17 protein-coding genes are annotated in these 19,619 nt (G+C 65.3%); 12 read left to right on the top strand and 5 right to left on the bottom strand.

Annotated features, from left to right (window positions below):
• The first annotated feature begins 50 nt into the window (after positions 1–50).
• Complete coding sequence (locus tag AKJ09_RS31870; protein ID WP_146651631.1) at positions 51–581, top strand: hypothetical protein; 531 nt, start codon at positions 51–53, stop codon at positions 579–581.
• Between the two features lie 293 nt (positions 582–874).
• Here the strand turns inward: AKJ09_RS31870 and AKJ09_RS31865 are convergent, their stop codons facing one another.
• Together AKJ09_RS31865 and AKJ09_RS31860 are read right to left on the bottom strand one after the other, a co-directional pair.
• Positions 875–1,408, bottom strand: coding sequence for a DinB family protein (locus AKJ09_RS31865; RefSeq protein WP_146651630.1), 534 nt, complete (start codon positions 1,406–1,408; stop codon positions 875–877).
• A 159-nt stretch (positions 1,409–1,567) separates the two neighbouring features.
• Positions 1,568–2,476 carry a LysR family transcriptional regulator gene (locus AKJ09_RS31860; protein ID WP_146651629.1) on the bottom strand — a complete coding sequence of 303 codons (909 nt, stop codon included), beginning with the start codon at positions 2,474–2,476 and terminating at the stop codon, positions 1,568–1,570.
• Positions 2,477–2,576: 100 nt separating this feature from the next.
• On the opposite strand from AKJ09_RS31860, the gene AKJ09_RS31855 reads away from it, so the two are divergent.
• From AKJ09_RS31855 to AKJ09_RS31840, 4 genes are all read left to right on the top strand, one after another.
• A complete protein-coding gene (locus AKJ09_RS31855; RefSeq protein ID WP_146651628.1) occupies positions 2,577–3,770 on the top strand; it encodes an FAD-dependent oxidoreductase in 1,194 nt (397 codons plus the stop codon).
• A 176-nt stretch (positions 3,771–3,946) separates the two neighbouring features.
• A complete protein-coding gene (gene yut / locus AKJ09_RS31850) occupies positions 3,947–4,978 on the top strand; it encodes an urea transporter (protein ID WP_146651627.1) in 1,032 nt (343 codons plus the stop codon).
• A gap of 65 nt (positions 4,979–5,043) precedes the next feature.
• Entirely contained in the window at positions 5,044–5,436 is a 393-nt protein-coding gene (locus AKJ09_RS31845) for a hypothetical protein (protein WP_146651626.1), read from the top strand.
• Positions 5,437–5,707: 271 nt separating this feature from the next.
• Entirely contained in the window at positions 5,708–6,559 is an 852-nt protein-coding gene (locus AKJ09_RS31840) for a PAS domain-containing protein (protein ID WP_146651625.1), read from the top strand.
• A gap of 51 nt (positions 6,560–6,610) precedes the next feature.
• On the opposite strand, the gene AKJ09_RS31835 is transcribed toward AKJ09_RS31840, so the two are convergent.
• Positions 6,611–7,399 (bottom strand): hypothetical protein, encoded by a 789-nt coding sequence (locus AKJ09_RS31835; protein WP_205633860.1) that lies wholly within the window; start codon positions 7,397–7,399, stop codon positions 6,611–6,613.
• 747 nt (positions 7,400–8,146) lie between these two features.
• On the opposite strand from AKJ09_RS31835, the gene AKJ09_RS31830 reads away from it, so the two are divergent.
• The 7 genes from AKJ09_RS31830 to AKJ09_RS31800 are packed head-to-tail and all read left to right on the top strand — an operon-like array spanning position 8,147 to position 16,375.
• Positions 8,147–8,662 (top strand): RNA polymerase sigma factor, encoded by a 516-nt coding sequence (locus AKJ09_RS31830; protein WP_169928031.1) that lies wholly within the window; start codon positions 8,147–8,149, stop codon positions 8,660–8,662.
• Positions 8,659–9,579 carry an outer membrane protein assembly factor BamD gene (locus tag AKJ09_RS31825; protein WP_146651622.1) on the top strand — a complete coding sequence of 307 codons (921 nt, stop codon included), beginning with the start codon at positions 8,659–8,661 and terminating at the stop codon, positions 9,577–9,579. The genes AKJ09_RS31830 and AKJ09_RS31825 overlap by 4 nt, the downstream gene beginning before the upstream one ends.
• A complete protein-coding gene (locus AKJ09_RS31820) occupies positions 9,576–10,778 on the top strand; it encodes a hypothetical protein (protein WP_146651621.1) in 1,203 nt (400 codons plus the stop codon). The genes AKJ09_RS31825 and AKJ09_RS31820 overlap by 4 nt, the downstream gene beginning before the upstream one ends.
• The gene (locus tag AKJ09_RS31815; RefSeq protein ID WP_146651620.1) at positions 10,775–11,932 is read left to right on the top strand and encodes a hypothetical protein; all 1,158 of its coding nucleotides are present in this window, start codon (positions 10,775–10,777) and stop codon (positions 11,930–11,932) included. Before AKJ09_RS31820 ends, AKJ09_RS31815 begins: the two co-directional genes overlap by 4 nt.
• Positions 11,929–13,128 (top strand): WD40/YVTN/BNR-like repeat-containing protein, encoded by a 1,200-nt coding sequence (locus AKJ09_RS31810; protein ID WP_146651619.1) that lies wholly within the window; start codon positions 11,929–11,931, stop codon positions 13,126–13,128. The genes AKJ09_RS31815 and AKJ09_RS31810 overlap by 4 nt, the downstream gene beginning before the upstream one ends.
• Entirely contained in the window at positions 13,128–14,495 is a 1,368-nt protein-coding gene (locus AKJ09_RS31805; RefSeq protein WP_146651618.1) for an RCC1 domain-containing protein, read from the top strand. The genes AKJ09_RS31810 and AKJ09_RS31805 overlap by 1 nt, the downstream gene beginning before the upstream one ends.
• 56 nt (positions 14,496–14,551) lie before the next feature.
• Positions 14,552–16,375 (top strand): IgGFc-binding protein, encoded by a 1,824-nt coding sequence (locus AKJ09_RS31800; protein ID WP_146651617.1) that lies wholly within the window; start codon positions 14,552–14,554, stop codon positions 16,373–16,375.
• 61 nt (positions 16,376–16,436) lie between these two features.
• Here the strand turns inward: AKJ09_RS31800 and AKJ09_RS31795 are convergent, their stop codons facing one another.
• Both AKJ09_RS31795 and AKJ09_RS31790 read right to left on the bottom strand, forming a co-directional pair.
• On the bottom strand, positions 16,437–18,245 hold the full coding sequence (locus AKJ09_RS31795) for an IgGFc-binding protein (RefSeq protein WP_146651616.1): 1,809 nt from the start codon (positions 18,243–18,245) through the stop codon (positions 16,437–16,439).
• A 16-nt stretch (positions 18,246–18,261) separates the two neighbouring features.
• Complete coding sequence (locus tag AKJ09_RS31790) at positions 18,262–19,608, bottom strand: RCC1 domain-containing protein (RefSeq protein ID WP_169928030.1); 1,347 nt, start codon at positions 19,606–19,608, stop codon at positions 18,262–18,264.
• Positions 19,609–19,619: the final 11 nt, after the last annotated feature.

The following is a 19,619-nucleotide window of genomic DNA, read 5'->3' as shown; positions in this document are numbered from 1 at the left end:
GTCGTCGTGGCACATTGTTGGGCACGATGAGGCGCTGGTGGACGTAGGGCGTGGGAAGTTCGCTTTCACTTGCTCTCGCCGTGGCCCTCGGGGTCGGGTGTGGCTCGGAGAGCCGTGACACGTTCCCCGAGACGACAGACGGCGGTGACCTCGACAACGCGGACAGCAGCTCGCCGCCGCTCGTGAATCCCGATCCCGACGCGAGCACGAAAGACGGCGCTGATCCGGCTCACCCTTGCCACGTGGATCTGTCGAACAGCACGACCTTCGGCGCGGATGCACTAGCGGACGCGATCATGGCCATCCGCCGAAGCGCTCTCGGTTGCGTCTACGAGCTTCCCCAGCCACCGGCAGGCCAGTCGATCCGTCAGGACGAGGTCAACGTGGTCGTGACCATCGACGGCACTCAGCACGTGATTCCGAAACGCCAGTCGAAGTCCGACACCTGCGAGACCGACCTTTGCTGGGACTACGACGCCGACGGCAAAGTCGCCCTCATCGGAAACGCCTGCACGTCCGTGAGCAACGCCGCGCACGCGAAGGTCGACGTCTACGCCGGCTGCGCCACCATCGTGAAGTAAGCGCACGTGATGCCAGCGACGCCGCCCGGCGTTCGATAACAGGCGGCGCTTTCGCGGCACCGCAAGCGGCGACGGGAGGAGCGCCACTCTGTGTACTCCTCGTATAGGCTCAGACGGATTGGCGTTCGACCAAGGTTCGACACAGACGGCGACCGCCACCGCTGACGAGGTCGGCAGCCCCCTCGCAAGACAGCGCGTCGAGCGGGATTACTTTCGCCAGCAGACGTGTGACGACGATACGAAAGCGAGCTTCGCACGACACGCCGTGGCGCTTGTGTCACCGCCAGCTCGTATCACCTCGGGAACGCGCCGCTGACGATGAAGTCGGGAACGCCGTCGCGGCGGCGGGGCATGCCGGTTTGGAGCATGATGACGTCGATGTTTCCGCGATGGTGAATCGTGTGCGTCACCACGTGGAGGAGCATCGTCGTGGGCGACATGGCCACGATTTTGCCGTCGGTGAAGCGTACGTCGCGAGGTCGTGCGAGTTCCTCGGGAGAAAGGGATTCCGTGGTCTCGACGTACCAGCGGTCGATGTCGTCGAACTCGCGATCGAGCTCCTCGAGGGACGGAAACACCGCTCGCTGCGGCGCCGTGAAGCCGTGCGGGACTCCTTGCAGGTGAGCTCGAAAGATGGCTCGGACGACGTGAATGTGGTCCAGCGCACGCCGGATCAGGTCCGAGCCTTGCTGCGAATCGAAGGACTCGACCTCACGCAGGGCACCGAACATCTGCCTATTGGCCCAGGCGGTGTGATTGACGAGCAGCTGGAGGGTCGTCGGCGAAGCGGCCTCGTGAGCCGCCGGCATCGGAATGGCGTTGAACATGCCTCCGAGAGTATTCAGCGACCGCACGCCCCGCTTGAACGCAACGGCGGCCCCGCCGTTCGAATCATCCGTGGGGGACCACGATCGTCGGCGACGACAAGGTCGGCGGAATCGTCGAAGACACGAGCGAAGACGCCGGTTCGCTCGCCGACCTTGCCATCAGGCGAGATTCTCGATTCGTCGCTGAATCAGGTCGAGGAGCGCGCGGACTCTAGCACTCAGGTATTGACGACTTCGATATGCTGCCCAGAGCTTCAGCGGCGCGGGCTGCCAATCCAAGGGGACGCGGTGCAGATGGCCTTGGTCCAAGTCGGCGCGGCATGCGAATTCGACCAGAATTGCGAAGCCGAGTCCTTGGAGGGCGCGGACTTGTGCGAGCTTCCCGCTGTTGACGCGATAGCGGCTCGAAACCCGGACGTGGCGCAGCTCGCCTTGGTCGTCGATGAACTGCCAGGGCCGTCCCTTGAGTGCGCCGGCGGTGGTGATGCACGGGAGCTTTCCGAGATCGGACGTTCGCTTCGGCAGGCCAACCTGCTCGACGAGTTTCGGCGAAGCGACCACCACGCTGGGTAGGCTCGCGAGCGGGCGCATGACGCGCATGCTGTCTTCGGCTGGGCCGCGACTGACGACGATCGCAACGTCGACGTCGTCCGGCACGGTCTCGACACCGGCTGGGACGGTGTCGCACTCGAGTTGAATGCCAGGGTGCAGGCCGGCGAACTCGGCAAGAGCGGGTGCGAGCAACTGAGGGCCGAGCTCCGTCGGCAAGGAGACTTTCAAGGCGCCGCGCAGGGCGCCCTGCTGCTGCGTGAGCTCCGATCCCGTCTGCTCGAGAGCATCGAGGAGAGGCTTGGCGCGCTGATGCAGCACGCGGCCAGCTTCGGTCACACTCGTCCGCCGGCTGCTACGTTCGAGGAGCCGCACGCCGAGGTTGGCCTCGAGCTGCGCGACGTAACGGCTGACGTTCGACGTGGGCATCGACAACGCACGTGCGGCGCCGGCGAAGCTCCCCTTGTCCACCACCGCAACGAACACGCGCACCGTGTTCAGGTCGAGCTGCTTCGCCATGGATCATCCCGCGTGAGGTAACCAAGCCTTCCCAAAGAACCGGCTAATCCCGCATTTGGTCATGACCTAGGGTGGCGTCAATCGCATCGAGAGGAGTGACATGGATATTGCCATCCTGGGGGCAGGCATTGCCGGGGCGAGCGCCGCCCTCGCGTTGCACCAACAAGGACATCGCGTACGCCTGTACGAGCGTCGGTCGACGTTGACCACGCTTGGAGCCGGAATCGTTCTCTGGCCAAATGCGAGCTTCGTACTGGAACAATTAGGACTTCTTCCCGAGGTCGCCGCCGTGAGCGGGCGTCCGCGCGCCATGCTGCGCCTGGATCCGACGGGGGCACCGCTGGGTGGCGTCGACGTCGTCGCTCTGAATGCCCTCATGGGTCATGGCAGCCATTCGATTCTGAGGCGCGATCTGCACGCCATTCTGCTCGAGCACCTCGCCTCTCAAGGCATTGCCATCACGCTCGGTCGGCGTGCGGAAGGCATCGAATCGCTTGGCGACGGCCACGCCATGGTGCGCTTCGCGGACGGCGCTCGGATCTCCGCCGATCTCGTGATCGGCGCGGATGGTCGTAACCACTCGGTCGCACGCCGCTACGTCGTCGGCGACAGCACGCCGGTCTACCAGGGATTCGTCAACTGGGTCGGTGTGGCGGAGAGCACGTCCGCGCTCGTCGATGAAGTTGCAATCTACGACTATTGGGGAGTGGGCGAGCGCTTCGGAATCGTCGCCGTCACACCGCACAAGGTCTATTGGGCGGGTGCCAAAGCCGTCGATATCGACGAAGCGACTTCACAAGACTCACCGAAACCGCTCCTCGAGAAGATGTTCGAGGCCTGGGCCGAGCCCATTCGTGATGTCCTTCGTGCCACGCCCGGTGACACCATCCGAACGATCGCCGTGCACGACCTCGATCCCATCCCGGTATGGCACCGAGACAACGTCGTCTTGATTGGCGATGCCGCACACGCCCCGCTCCCCACCTCCGGACAAGGCGCCTGCCAAGCGCTGGAGGATGCGTGGCATCTCGCTCGCATCCTCGCCGAGCACGAGGAGCTCGCTTCGGCGCTGACGGCATTCACGCACCTGCGCAGCGCCAAGACGGCTGCGATCACGGAAGGTGGGCGCGCGTTTGCCCAATCGCTCTTCACCACCGACGAAGGCCGCTGCCACGCTCGCAACGAAAGCGCCAAAGCGGCCGACCCGATAGCGGCGGTTCAAGGGATGGCAAAACTGTGGGGCGCCGAACTACCTCTGAACGGCGTGCCGTCCCAACGTCGAATCGAGCCTTGAAGGCGCTGGACCGCTGAGCTGCAAATCCAATTGCGCGTCGATTTGCAGGCGATGCCGTCATTGTCGTGGCACATAGCAACGGTGCGCACCGACAATCGAATCCACGCGCGAGCCCATGCGGCGCGCGGCAGCGTTCTCGCCGTCCCGAATGGCCCTGCGTGCGGGGGAGCGAATCGATGACGGCCGAGCCAACGCGGCACCTCCCATTCGCAGACAACGCAGCCGTTCGATTCGTCGATACCTGCCTTCGCGGAGCTTCGCAGGTCTTCTTCCAGAACAATCCGATCACCGGCTTGTTCTTGCTGGCAGGGATTTTCTGGGGCTCAGCTACCGCGGGAACGATTCCGGTAGCGATCGGCGCCGTGCTTGGAGTGATGGTCGGCACCCTTGCCGCGATGCTGCTCGGGTCCGATGAGACCGCTCTCCGCAAGGGGATGTTCGGCTTCAACCCCATCCTCGTAGGCATCGCCGTGCCCACCTTTCTCGGAGGACAGCATCCGCTGGTGTGGCTCTACCTCGTGATTGGGGCCGCGGCAGCTCACGTCGTGATGCTCGCGGCAAGCAGGGCGCTCGAGCGTTACGGTGTGGCAGCTTCGACGGGGCCCTTCGTCATCACGACATGGATCCTCATGCTCGCCGCCTCGAGCTTCGCGCAGGTGTCCCCCGTCTCGCTCGCGATGCCCGTCCTGCCTCATGCCATCGACGGCGCGGTGGCTCACGCGACGATTACACCGCTCTTTCTCCTGCAGGCGCTCTTTCGCAACATCTCCCAGGTCTTCCTCGTCAACAATGCGATTGCCGGGCTTCTCTTCGTCATCGGAATCGCAGCAAGCTCGATTCGCGCGGCGCTCTTCGCCGTCGTCGGCTCCGCGGTCGCGATGGCCATCGCACTCCTCTTCGGCGCCGACGCCCACGCGATCGCGAATGGGCTTTACGGCTTCAGCCCCGTGCTGACCGCGATAGGCGTGGGATGCGTGTTTCTCCGTCCGTCGTGGAAGGTGACCCTCTACGCGCTCTTCGCGACCGTCGTTACCGTGATCGTCCAAGGCGGGATGAACATCCTGGTCGAGCCGTTCGGAATCCCGACGCTGACGATGCCATTCGTCCTCACGATGTGGCTCTTTACCTTTCCCAAGATGGACCTGCAGCCCAGGTCACCGCACGACAACGCAGCGATGGACGACGGCCAGGCCGCCCTATCGACCTGACGTCCCGCCTCGACTCTTCCGCGCCGCATTGACGGGTCGTCCTGGCGGACGGGATACTTCCGACCATGATCGAGGCACGCATTCGAGCAACCATCGAGGCGTATGTCGCGGCGTGGAACGAGCAAGACGGGCCGCAGCGCATGCGGCTCATCGAGCAGGCGTGCGCCAAGGATTTGCTCATGCGGACGCCCGGAAGGCGGGTCGAGGGGCACCGCGAGCTCGATGCGCTGATGGCCGACTTCCAACGACGACGCCCGGGAGAGCGCGCGGTGCTTTCGAGTGCCGTCGACGTCCAGGGCAGCGTCTTTCGCTATGCCGGGCTCCTCGAAAGCCTGACAGGAGCTCGCGGCGGCGAGACGTTCGACGCCGGCGAATGCGACGAGGACGGGCGGATCCGCGTTCTGCTCACGTTCGTCGGCGCACCGCCCTTCGACGACCGCCACATCGAGCCTCGATAGATTCCACGCGCTGGCCGTAAGGGCCCGCAGGGTGTGATCACAGTCCTTGGTGGGCTCGCGACGCTGCGTGGGTACGCCATTGTCTCCCAGTCGACGGGGCTTCGAGAACGCCAAAAGGGATAGCGCGGCCGCACGAGCCTCTCGAAAAGCGCGCGCTCGCCAAATTAGTCTCCGAAGAGCCTCGTTCGCATCGAGCCGCCCCGGACTCGCATGTCGCGTGGAACCATGAGGTGGACGTGATGTCGACAAGCACCGCGAGCGAGGCTCGCACATGACAGAGCAATCGCGCTTATTTCAAGCTCTCCTCGACAGCATTGGTGATCCGCTCGTCGTGGTGGATCTCGAAGAGAATCTCCTTCTCTCCAATCCTGCGGCGCGGGTCTTGGTGGAAGGCGATGGGGTTCGCGCCCTCGGCGAGTGGCACGGAATACGCTTTTCGCCAGCCGAAGGCCAGCAAGCCATCGAGCGTGCGGCCTCGCCTTTCGCGCGCGCGTTGGCGTCGAACTTCGTCGACCGCGAAGAGCTCTACACCACGCTGCGCGACGGGACAGGGGCCTGGCTGAGTGTCACGGCATGTCCCATTCGCGATGCCGAGGGTGACGTGGTCGCCGCCGTCGCCGTTCTGCGCGACGTCACCGAACACAGGCGCTTCGCCGCCGAGCTCGCGGACAAGAACGCACGTCTCCTCGCGAGTGAGCACGCCAAGGACGACGCGCTCCGGCAGCTGCGCCTCGCGGTCGACGAGCTCGCAACACCGATCCTCGAGGTTTGGGACGACGTCCTCGCCCTCCCCCTCATCGGCGTCGTCGACTCGCAGCGCGCGGCCGACATGAGCGAGCATTTGCTCTCGGAGATCGCCCGTCGTCGCGCGCGCTTCGTCATCGTCGACGTGACCGGCGTTTCGACCATCGACACGACGACGGCGGACCATCTGATCCGCACGGTGCGAAGTGTCGAGTTGCTCGGGGCCGAGTGCGTCGTCACCGGCATCGCCCCGAGTATCGCCATCACGCTGATATCGATTGGCGTCGACCTCGGCTCACTCGTGACCCGGTTGACCTTCAAACAGGGCCTCGCCGAATGCATCCGTCGCCGCGAGACGGGTCGTTCCGCGAATCGCTGATTTCGGACGACTGAGCGAATTGCACCTCCGTGGCCGTACTGGCTCGTTCCATCAATGAAAGAAGTCCCAAGTTCTCGCGATGCCGAGCCCGACGGCGAGTGTGACGGGGGCCACGCGATGGATGCGCTCCGCGCCGGATGTCGATGAGACGTCGAACACGAGCTGCTCTGCGGGGACCCCCACCCCCAACTGAAGAAGCGCTTCGAAATGGCGCACGGGCGTCCAGGCGAGGCGAGCTTCTCCGACCGTGGTTGGGGTCCACGTGATGGCATTGAAGTTCTGGGTCACGCCGAAGCCGTGACTCTCGATTCCCATCATCTCGAGCCCGATGCAGGGCCCGACGTGAAGTCGGTTCGCTCCGAACATCCAGCAGCCCGCGAGCTTTGCTCCCAGGAGGCGAAAGGAAGCCCCCTTGGAGGGCTCTCCAGGAAGCGTCTCGCTGACGGTCGGCGAAGCGAATCCTTCGAGAGTCAAAAGCAAGCGATCGCTCGAGATGGCCACCGTCGGACGGATCGTGGGAACGGGTCGAGGCAATGCAAATGCATCGAGCCCGAAGGTGACTCCGACATGAAGAGTCGCGCGGTGGGGAGCTGTCCTCGATCCGTCAGCGGATAGCTTCGTCCGCGCGCGGGGCTCGACAGCGGCGGAGGGCTTCTCGCTCTCCTGCGGCGGCGGCGTGGAGAGGCTCTCGGGTGCGAAGGCCAACGCGATGAGCAGCGCCGAAGCATCGGCAATCTCGGTGCACGTCGCCCCCTCCACATCACGTTCGTCGAACGCGGCACCAACGCGCATCGTGATGTGTGCGCGGTACTCGCCGGAGGGTCCTCGCGCCACCGTCACGCGGGCTCGGAACTCGCGCGCTACAGGTCGAGCTGCGATTCGCTCGATCTCGGAGAGGACGGAAGCACGAGTTGGACACTCGTCCGGGGCGGTCCATTCAAGCTCCAGTTTCGGGATTGCTGGCGGCTCGGACTCTGCGCTTGCAGCGCTCGCGTCGAAGAGCGTCAAGAGGATGCCGCCCAGGAACACCCTCATGAAGGCGTTGCACCGTCCGGCCAGCCAACCCCGCTCCTGAGCGATCCGACGCACATCGCTCCCCATCGTTCGTCGTACGGCGATCGCCGCGTACCGATCCCGCGAGGGGGAACACCACTGCGCTCGCACCAGAACGCACGGCAGTAAATCATCCTGCCCGCGGCCGAACAAGGGGGACATGGTGCGCCACTCCCCACGGTTCGTTTGTCCGGCTGGGAATGCGCTTGCGCTCGCATCCGCGCACTCGCGCTGCGGCGGCCCCGGGCGAAGCTCGACCGATCGAAACCATCGCCCCCGCGCGATATCGCAAATGGGCTTCGCGATCGCGACCGCACTGCCTCCCCAAAGGCTCGATGTCCAACGCAGGCACGGCGTCCGTCTCGAAGCACCTCCACCTTACGAGCCTCCTGCGCTCACCGTTGCGCTAAGGCCCGCGGGGCGATCTGACGGATCTTTTTTGATAGATAGAGTTCGTCGCGGCCACAGTGGCATGTGTCGACCGCGCCCCAGACACTCCTTCGTGAAGGACCGCCGATAGCGGCGGCTGAGTCGTTGCCGACGTTTGCCGAAATCTACGACGCACACGTCGACTATCTCTGGCGATCCGCGCTCCGAATGGGGCTCGACGAGGCTGCCGCCGAGGACCTGGTCCAGCAGGTCTTCATCGTGGCGTTCCGTCGCCTCGACGACTTCGAAGGAAGGGCGTCGCTGCGAACGTGGCTCTTCCGTGTCCTCCTCCTCCTCGTCCGCCAGCATCGGCGTCATCTGCAGCGAAAGAGCCCCTACGCCTTCGGTGAATCGGTCGACCCCGACCTCCTCGTTGCACCGGACGACGAGCCCGACGTCGCGCTCGCGCGGACCCAGGCTGGGAGTCTCGTTCGGCGCTTCCTCGAACAAATCGGCGAGGAGAAAGCCACCGTCTTCGTCCTCATGGAGATCGAAAAGAAAGTGGGCCCCGAGGTGGCCGCGTTGCTCGAGATACCGCTTCCGACGGTTTACTCGCGGCACCGCGCTGCACGCGAGCAATTCGAGGCCTTCGTCGATCGCATTCGCAGGCATAACCCATGAAACAACCAAACGACCTCAGCTCCGAAGCATCGAAACTGCTCGAGCTCGCAGGCGACGTGCCGGCGCTCGACAGCGAGCGGCGCGAGAGAATGAAGCGAGCGGTGCTCGCGAATGCGCCGCCGGCCCCTTCTACTCCTGGCGGCGACACGATCGGTTCCCCGGTCGCAGGCCGCGTCGTCAGCACGCTCCGGTTCGCGACGTTGTCCGCCGTCGTCATCTCGGCATTCGTGGTGACCGTTGCGCTCCCGTGGTCGCGTTCCAGCAGCGGCGATCTCGCTCCCCCGACGACGAGCGCACCAGGAGTGGCGCCCCGCGCGACCGCGCCGACGCCTTCCGCCTCGGCGGGCGAGCTCTCGAGCCCGATCGCGAATGCGCCTGTCGCGGCGCCCGACATTCCTACGATCTCGACTCCTCATGCGCTCGCCTCCGCGGCGGAAGCGAAGGCGGATGGTCGACGCCCCACGGAGTCGGGAGCGGTGACGCCCAGACCAACGGCGCCTTCCGAACCCATGCGTCGCGCCGTTGGCTCCGCGCCGACCGTCGACGAGAATCTCGTCGCATCGGGAGCGGCTCCGTCGGCTTCGGCGACGTCACCTTCGGCGGAGCACCACTCGCCTCCCGTCGCGTCTGAAGCGACATCGTCACTTCAGGAGGAGGTGCGCCTCGTCCGAAGCGCCGACGCGGCCGTGAGCGCGGGTGACCCGAATCGAGCGCTTTCGCTCCTCGCTGAGCACGAGCAGCGATTCCCGCGAGGCACCCTCGCATCGGAGCGCGCCATGCTCGGTGTTCTCGCGCTGTGCGCCGCAGGGCGTAGCGCAGAGGCCACCGTGCAGGCCGAACGATTCAAGGAGCGCTACCCCCACTCTCCCTTGCAGGAGCGCCTTCAGCACTCGTGTGCCGGAGGCACCAGACCATGAAGAACACCAGGAATAGCCTCGCTACGAAGACCGTGATGGCGACCGCCACCTTCGTCCTCGTCGCTTCGGTCGGCGGGAGTCCGGGCTGCGCAGAACATGGCGTGACCGTCGGTGTCGACGAACCGAGCTCGCCATCGTTCACCACCAAGGACGACTCCGGCGCAGGCGACGCAGGGATGTCACCGGCGGAGACGCCCGCGATGTGCCCGGTGACGACGTGCTCGCTACCTCACGCGACGTGTCCGTCGTCGAACTTTCCGTGCGACGTGAACCTGCTTACCGACAACGACAATTGCGGAGCCTGCGGCGTTCGTTGCGATGGACCGAACACCGGAAACAGCAAATGGTCATGCGTGGACGGAAAATGCGCCTTCAGTTGCGACGACCCTCGCTATCGCAATTGTGACGGCAATCCCACGAATGGCTGTGAAACGCGGGCGAACGACAACACCAACTGCGGGGCCTGTGGACACGTGTGCCCGGCGGACACGGTCTGCACCGGTGCCGCGTGCAAGCCCGTTTGCGAGGCCGCGGGTTTTCCGGACGACTGCGCGCCTCCCGACTTCCCGGACCAGCACAACTGCACGGACAAGCGGACAGACAACGACAACTGCGGCGTTTGCGGCAATCGCTGCGACCCCACCGGACCAGGTCTGCCGGCGCTTCCGACCAACGATATGTATTACGGGTGCGGCGACAAGAAGTGCACGTTGCCGAAGTGCAAAGACAAGACAAAGGCAAACTGCAATCTCGATGTGACGGACGGGTGCGAAGCAACGCTCGGCACGGAAGAGAACTGCGCCCGATGCGGCGACAAGTGTGCGCCTGGCCAGATTTGCTTCAGCCCCCCGCTCGGGACGCCCCAGTGCATCTGCGCCCCCGGAGAGACGCTCTGCTTCGGCGTCCTCTGCGTTCACGCCGACGACGATCCGGACAACTGCGGAGGCTGCAATCAGCGTTGCGCCGGATTCGGTCGTCCGCACTACGCGCCTACCTGCACGTTGGGGGTCTGTGGAGGCCGGTGCGAAGAAAAGTTCGCCGACTGTGATGGCCTCACCGACAACGGCTGCGAAATCGACACCCGCGTCGACAATCGCAACTGCGGGTCTTGTGGCCACGCCTGTCTGCCCGGACAAGTCTGCTCCGCAGGCGAATGCCTCGTCGCTCCCTGCGATACGGAAGGACCGACGACCAAATGAGCGCGCATCTCTTTCGCTCACGTCATCGCCGACTCGTCGTCGGAATTGCCCTGCCGCTCTGGCTTGCTGGCATGTCCCTGGCCGCATGCGCTCAGTCCAGCGACGGAACTTCCGCCACGCCAGACGTCAGCGTCATCGTCCCGAGCAACGACGCCAGCGCCGAGGCTGCTCCTGACGCCACCGTCGACGGCGACGCCGACAGCGCTTTACCCGACATGCCATGCGCGGTCGGAAATGTCTGCCGCGTGACGACGGCACTCACCGTCGGCTACGTCTCGTCGATTCAGGGGAGGTCGACGAGCGACGTATGGGCCGCCGGCTCGCTTGGTCTCATGATGCACTGGGACGGGCACGGTTGGACGGACATCCGCTCGACCAAGCCCCCGAGCGACCTCTTGACGCCATCGAGCGTGTTTTTGACGCCCGACGCGGCATGGGGCATCGCCGGAACGAGGATCATGCGACGGGGGCTCGACCCCGACAGTATTCACACGTTCGAGCTCTTCGACCCCTATCACGCGCCAACGAGTGTCGTCGTGCTCGGCAACGGACACGGCTACATCGGATGCAGCGAGGGCCCCTATGCGCCTCCCGGCGCAGGAGGCGTGCTCTACGACGTTTTCGACTTCGACAACGCCGCCTTCAGGCCCCTTCCGCCCCCCGTCCTGGCCGCGAACCAACAGCCGGTGGCCATGAACATCCGCGCTCTCTTCGCGGCTCCCGAGAGTGCCATGTGGGCCGTGGGAGAGCGTGGTCTGATTGCGCGCTATTCGCTTGCCGGCGCCGATGCCGGTCCCACGCAGGGCGAGATCGTTCCGCTTGCCAATCAGAACGATCTCTTCGCTGGGTGGGGCGCAGGAGACGAGCTCTGGGCCGCAGGCGAGAAAGGCACACTCATCCACGTCGACGGCACATCCACGACCGCGATGACATCGAGTACGACCGCGACGCTCAATGCCATTTTCGGACTATCGAAGAGCGACATCTGGGCCGCAGGAGACAACGGAGTCTTACTGCACTTCGACGGCACGAGTTGGTCTCGTATTCCCATTCAGGGCTACCGCGGCAATCTCAGGACGATCTGGGGAGCAGCCTCGGACGACGTATGGATAGGGGGCGAGGGCGCCATGTTCCATTGGGGGCCACTTCCATGAATCACTTCTCGCGACGCTCAGCCTTGGCCCTGCTCTTGTTCCTCGCCGCGTGCGCAACGAACAGCGTCACCGAGGAGCCATCCCAAGAGCCGGACATCGGCGTCCAGCCCGACAGCGGAGCTGCCCAGGGCGACGCTGGCGACGCTGCCTCGAACGAGGCCGGCGATCATGACGTGAATCTCGACGCGGAACGCCCCCTCATTTGCGGCAAGACCGGGTTTTGCGAGACCAGGCTCCCCACCTCGGACGTGGGTGCACCGCTCTCCCTGCAGAGTGTGTGGGTCGTGAGCTCGAACGATGTTTGGACCGTCAGCGCCGAGGGCTTCATCCTTCATTGGGACGGAACGAGCTGGACGACCGCGTATCGTGCAGCTCACGCGCTCTACGCCGTGTGGGGCACGGCCACGGACGTCTGGGCCGCCGGAGAGCGAGGCCTACTGCTGCATTCGTCGGCGGGCGTGAACGGCGGCGCGTGGATGCGCGTGGAGACCGGTCATGCCAAGGATATCCACGGCATCTACGGATCGAGCGAGAAGGACGTGTGGTTCGGCTACGACGGGGCCGTCGAGCATTTCGATGGGTCCACGTTGACGAGCTACGACCTCGGCGACCCAACGCTGCAGATCCGCTCCGTGTTCGGACGTGCGGGTTTCGGCACCTACGCGCTCTACGCGGGGGGGTGCACGACCTGCACGGGCCCGTTTACGTCGGTCCACCCCGTCGTGTTCGAGCTCGTCCCAGGACAGGTCACGGATTTCAACAGGGCCCTGTGGAACGTCCAGGGTATCCACCCCTGCACGGCCGTCGTCACCGACGCTCCCGACGACGATCACCGCATCTTCGTGTTTGGATACGAAGACCTGGGCAATGGTTGGACTTACAGATACGGCTTTCTGGGCCAATCCTCGAGCAAGGTCACGGTGAATCCACTCAAGGATGCGTTCGGCATAACGGAGACGAACTACAACCAATATCCATCGCCCCCCCTCTTGCTCTCGTGGGCAAACGACGGGGTCGACGTTCGCGTTCACAGCGCGATTGGCACCGCCAGCCGCTGGGATGGCACGACCTTCGCGTGGCTGCCGTCAATCGACATGGGATTCGATTTCGTGCCGCGAAAGCTTTTCGGGATTCATGGCAATGCCACGGACGAGTGGCTCGTGGGTGATGGCTTCGCTCTGAAGGGGCCGAAATAATGAGCTCGCGACGCATTTCACTCGGATGGCCGGTGGGTCTTCTGGCGTCCTTCGGTGCACTGGCCGTGCTGGCATGTTCGACCTCGGACCAAAACTCGACTCCGACCGCGGATGGCGACGCCGAAGCGCCGGCCCACGAAGCCGGACGCGAAGCCGCCGACGCTGGCGAAGGCACCCGCGACGGGGATGCGGATGCGGATGCGGCCCTCCCGCCTCCGACGTATGATTTCACGATTGCATGCACCACGACTCCGTGCGTGAAGCAAGTCGCCGGGCGCGGCGGTAGCCACGCATGTGCGGTCCTCGACGACGGCAGCGTTCGCTGCTGGGGTTCGAACGACTCCGGGCAACTCGGAACGGGCCTGAGCGACGCCGAGCCGATGCCAGCCTTCGCCGCGGCTCCCCGCGCGGTGACAGGCATCACCGACGCGGCGAGCGTCGCGGTCGCCGGTAACGGATTGTCGGGCACGACATGCGTGGTCTCGACCACCGGCGTCGTCTCTTGTTTCGGCTCGGATGCCTCGGGACAGCTCGGACAAGGCAGTTCGCCATCGGCCAAGGCCCACCCCGTCCCTGCCGTGGTGGGGGGCCTCAAAGCCAAATCCGTCGCGCTCGCGAACACCTTCGCCTTCGCCGTCGGAACCGACGACCACTTGTGGTCATGGGGAGCGAACGACACGTTCCAGCTCGCATCAACGCGGAATGACGCAGTTGCCAATACCGTCCCCGCGTTGGCGGACAGGATTTCGAATCCCGCGCGCGCCTTCGCAGGGACCACGAAGAATGGCTTCGTCCTCAGCACGGAAGGCGGGGTTCTCTCGTGGGGAAGCTCGGTCGACTCGCAGCTCGCCCGTGCGAGCTCGCTCGTCAACGATCCCGTACCTTCCGCCGTCGCGCTCTCGGACATCGCGGGCATCGCCTCCGGCGCCTCTCACGTCTGCGCCTTGAGCCGCGGAGGAGGCGTCTATTGCTGGGGCGCAAACGACCATGGTCAGCTCGGCATCAGCACGCTGGGCGCTCAGCGACTCCCCGCGGCGGTGCTCCTCCCCGACGGCGTCCAGGCCGTGGCGGTATTCGCAGGAGGAAATGACACCTGCATCATCGCCGCAAACGGCGATCTTCATTGCTGGGGCGCCAACCAAAGCGGGCAGCTCGGAACGCTCGAGGGAGACGACAAGCCTCGGCCGCAGCGCATCGCGGGCCTCGACGAACAAGCGGTCTCGGCCGCGATCATGGACGGCTCGATTTGCGCGCTTCTTCGGAGCGGCAGGGTCGCCTGTTGGGGGGACAATCTCGTTGGTCAGCTCGGCCGCGGCGCGCGCGACGAAACGATTCACGTCGAGCCTGCCGCCGTCGCCTTCGAATGATCGATTTGGATTTCGCGAATTCTGGCGCTCGACGCCAGGGAGCTCGAGGAACTGTCATGCGCAAGCCGATTTTCATGCTGTTCATCGTCGCCACGACCGGGTGGCTCGCTTGCACTTCCGACCGCTCCACGTGGGGGGACGTCGGGTCTGACACCTTCGAAGTCCCCGACGCCGGCGCCGGCAACGACGCCGCTATCGAAGCGTGTGCAGGTACCGCCTGCTCGCGCGATTTGCGCTCCGTGCTCGACTGTACCGGCAACGTCATCGAGACATGCCAAGAAAATCAGGCCTGCGGCGAGGGCAAGTGCATCGATCCGTGCAGCGCGGCAGCGGTGAACGCCGGCTCCGTCGGTTGCTCGTTCGCGATCCCTGGGTCGAATGGCGACATGGCCAGCCGTGGAAGTTGCTTTGCCTTCTTCGTCGCGAACAACTGGACCTCCCCCGCCACGCTGCACCTCGAGTTCGACGGAAAAGATCGCCCGCTCGACGGCGCCGTTTGGGTTCCGTCGATCCAGGACGGCAAAGTGATCCACACGAAACTCGACGGACCGCTCCCCGCGGGCGGTGGCGCGGTCATCTTCTTCTCACACGAGGAGGGCACCGCAGCCGCTGTCGGATCCATGGCCCACACGTCATGCCCCGACGGGGTCACACCGATTCTCGACAAGGACCCTGTCGTGCACGAAACGGGAATCGGCCAAGCAGCGTTCGTCAGCTCCGACGTTCCGGTATCGATGTATTCGCTTTATCCCTACGGCGGAGCCAAAACAGCGTTTCCCAGCGCGACACTCCTATTTCCGACCACGTCGTTCGGGGACAAGTACATCCTCACGAGCTCATGGGGCGGCAAATCCGACCTCTTCGGCCGCGGCGTGCTCGCCGGCGCCAACCCGTCGCTCTCTCAATTTGGTAGGCCGACACTTCAAGTTCTGGCCATCGACGACGACACGTCGATCGACATTCGGCCGAAGGTCGACATCCTCGGCGGTCCAGGAGTGGCCGCGAGCCCGAAGAATACCCTCGTCAGCTACCACCTGAAGCGCGGCGACGTTCTCCAGATCACGCAGGAGAACGAGCTCGTCGGCTCGGTCATGGAGTCGAACAAGAAGGTCGGCCTCTTCGGCGGCAGCACGGCCATGTACATCCCAAGCGACGTCGCCTTTGCCGATCAGGAGAACGAGCAGATACCTCCCGTTTCCGCTTGGGGCCGCGAATACGCCGTCGCGCTCGCGCCGAATCGAGCCATGCTCATGTCCAACGGCAGCGAGAAAGAGCGCGATCCGAGCGTCATTCGCCTCGTCGGCGGCGCCGACGGTGTCCAGCTCGTCTACGACCCCTCGCGGCCGGACGGCGCGCCGACGACCCTCGCCGCCGGCGAGCGCGCGACCTTCTTCGCGGACCAGCCGTTCGTCGTCCGCAGCCAGGACAGCAACCACCCCTTCTTCGTCGCGGCGTACATGACCGGGGCCCTCGCTTCCTCGTACGAAATCGGCGATCCGGAAATGGTGTTGGTCATTCCGACGGATCAATGGCTCGACACCTACGGCTTCTTCTCGGACTCGACCTACGACTCGAGCTCGGTCGTCGTCACCCGCCGCAAAGACAAGGGCGTCTTCCACGACGTCATTCTCGATTGCGCGGGCACGCTAGGAAACTGGAACGCCATCACGCCCGACTTCGAGTGGACGACCGTCAAGCTCTCTTCCTACGGCGCTGCCCAAACCTATCCCGACGGCAGCTGCACCGACGGCCCCCATCGCATCCATAGCGACGGCCCCTTCACCAGCACCGTATGGGGCATTTCCCCCGCCGCCAGCTACGCCTACCCGGGCGGCGCCGGCCTCCGCCCGATCTCGAAGACGACGGTGACGGTACACTGACCACACTCCACGAGACGCCCGGCTGGCCTCGGCTCGGATCGCCTGCCGGCGCTCGCCCTCGTCAGTGCACTGGGACTTCGACCTTCGTGAGAGGTCGGCTTCCCATGCCGCCCGCGTAGCCGTAGCTCGCGCAGAAGCCCAGGCCCCAGACGGTGAGCGCGAAGGGGCCCTCGCTCTTCGCTTCGTGACGACCGGCGCGGCACGTACCGCTTGCGGGGCCGAAGTTCGTCGTCATGTCCACCCACGCGTACTCGTACTCGCCGCTACTGCCGAGCGGCTTGAAGCCGTCGACGTTCCCGAGGCAGTCGAGCTCCACCGGCATGAAACCTTGCGGCGACTTGCGACGCACGATCGTGAGCCTGGTCTCGGGGAACGAGTAATCGGCGAAGAAGACGTAGCGGTCGAGATACTGCTCGGACGGGACCAGGTTCACGAAGTCCGGATCGCCGTCGTTGACCTGCGAACCCGAGGTGTTGTAGGCAGCGCCGGTCATCAACGTGGCCGCGTAGAACGGGTGCTCGGCGTCCTGGCTCTTCACGACGAAGAGCTGGTCGGTCAAGAGCGTGGCCACCTCACCTGCGCGAAGCGTCATCGGGGCGTCGCGCGGAGGCGCAGGATCATAGGTGAGCACGGTGCCGTCGACGGCGCCGACCATCCGATACGGGACGATCTCCGTTCGTGCGAGCCCGCCGCTCATCCGCCCGCGGTACGAGACGAATGCGTATTCGTTTCCCCACGTAGAGAGCGGCGGAATCTGCTGATGGAGGATATCGCACGCCTGAACGCCATCGGCCGGGACGTACGTGCACCTCGAGCCGCCGAAGACTCCGACGGGCTTGGTCGATTCGATGGGGCTCCCCGTGAGCTCCTCGTTCTGGGTGATTTGCAGGACTTCGCCCCGCGCGAGCTTCACCGCGACGGTCTCTCCCGCGGCGGTGCCTTTGACGCCGGCGCCGCCGGTTAGGTTCACGTTCGGGCGGAGCCGCACCTCAGTGTCGTCTTCGGACGCGACGACCTGGAGCATCGGTTCGCCGATCAGCTGGCCCTGGCTGTTGCGCATCATCGGCCAGGCGTTGATGGCGAGGTAATTCGTGGTCCACGACGTGGTCGGGAAGAGCAGCGTCGCCGTCGGAACGTGGGTCTTCGCTCCACCATACGGGTAGATCGAGTACGCGCTGACGGGCGCGTCGGTCTTGATCGAGAAGGCCTTGGTGACAGTCGTGCCGTGGGAGATGGGATCCCCGAGATACGCACCGAGCGTTCCTTCCGGGCAGATCTGATGGATCTGCTCGAAGCCGACGGGCGGCAGCTGCGGGCGAATCTCCGAAAGGAAGACGAGCGCGACTTGTCCTGCCGGAAGCGGCCCTTCGAGCTTGGTGTACTTCGTCTCCGAACCGACGGTCTCTGCGGTGAAGAGCGAGTCCTTGAGATCGAGCGGGCTCGCGCCGTAATCCGCCGTGATCGTCACCGGCCGATCCCAGGTGTTCGCGATCATGGCCGCGAAGCAGGACCCGGCGTAGGGCATGGGTTGGTCCGGAGGGAGCGTCGAGAACGAGCAACCCGCCGAGCCTTTCGCGACTGCAGCGGCCGTGCAGGCGTCGACGCACGCTCCGTCGGCGCAGCCCTGATCTGGACCGCACGGAGTGATGACCTGCTCGGTGCACCCGTCGACGACCTTCTTCAGGTCGCGCGAGCAGCGTAGGCCCGCGCACGACGGCCCCGTCTCGAGCGGACCTGCTTCGGCCGACACGAAATCACCGGGAGGTTCGGGCGCGAACGCGCGATCGGTTCCACCACAGGAGGCCAGTGCGGCGAGGGCGAAAACGGAGGCGACCGCGACGGAGGCGATGACCGAGGACGAGCGAATCATGAGTTTACTCCGCGCCTCAGTCGAACTGGACGGTGACGGGCGTTGCATGGCGATAGACGTCGAGCGTTCCCTGACCGAGCTGGCCGGATTCGTTGCTCCCCCAGCACTGCACGGTTCCTCCCTGCACGAGCGCGCAGATCGTGCGGGATGCGACGGCAACCTGGACGGCATGACCGGTGAACGCGCTGACCGGCGCGAGGAGCGGCCCGAATTGATCGACGACTCCAGCATCGGCTTCCGCCCTACCGAGCTGCCCTCGGGTGTCCTCACCGCAGCACTCGATCGTGCCGTCGGTGAGCCTCACGCAGGTGTTCAGAATGCCGACGCTGACCTGCTGAGCGCCTGCGCTGCCTCGCGTTCGAATCGCCACGGGTGACGTCGGTGCGTACGAAGTGTTCGTGCAGGCGAGCCGCCCGTTCCCGCCCCAGCAATAGAGGTGTCCATCGGCGACGGCGCAGATGTTGTTCTCCGTGATCGCTGCGCTGCTGACGTTCTCGAGCCCTTCGACGGCGACTGGCACCGGCCCGGGATAGGCGATGGCTTGCTTCGCGGTCCCCCACGCGAAGAGCCGGCCGTCGCCCGAGATCAGGAACGCGATGCTGCCGATCGCGCTGTCGGTCGACACGCCGCCGCCGCGCACGACCGCGACGCCCGTGGGAAGATACGTGAACGGTCCCGGCCCGAGGTACGCGTCGTAGGTCGCGGTCCTGGGGCGGCCTAGCGCGAACTTGGTGTTGTCGCCCCAGGACCAGAGCTCGCCGGACGTCTTTCGCGCGAAGACCACGCCCCTCTCGCCCACGTCGACACGATCGAAACCGTCGAGCGCGCCGCCATCGAGGGTCACGGTGGCAGGGTCGTGCGGATCGACGTCGCTGGTCGGCGGATCGAACGCGAGCTCGTTTCCCCAGTTCCCGCCGAAGCACTTCACGGTGCCGTCGGCCAGGCGCGCGCACGTCGTGCGGCCGCCGGCGCTGATCTGCGTGACCCCCGACAGCCCCATCGCGAGCGGTCGAGACACGCTCGAGGCGGCGCCTCCGTCGACCTTGCCCAGGGCGTAGAGCGAATTGCCCCAACAGCGGACCGTCTTGTCCTCGAGCCGCGCGCAGAAGTGATCGTAGCCCGCCACGAGCTCCACGACACACGGCTTCGCCGTGCACGTGACCGACTCGTCCGATCCGTCGAATGGCACGCGCGCGTCGGTGCCTCCGTCGTAGGACGCCTCTGCAGAGGCTTCGGGCGCGTTGCGTCCTGCGTCCTCCGTCTCACTGAAGCTCGTTTTCGGGTCGTTGCTGCATGCGAAGAGGCCCACGGCAGCAGCAAGGGGCGCCGCTCCGATGACGAAGAGTCTTGCTCTATGCTTCATGAGGTCCATCG

The sequence above is a fragment of the Labilithrix luteola genome, from assembly GCF_001263205.1.
GTDB classification, from domain to species: domain Bacteria; phylum Myxococcota_A; class Polyangia; order Polyangiales; family Polyangiaceae; genus Labilithrix; species Labilithrix luteola.
This window is presented reverse-complemented; position numbering and strand designations above follow the sequence as displayed.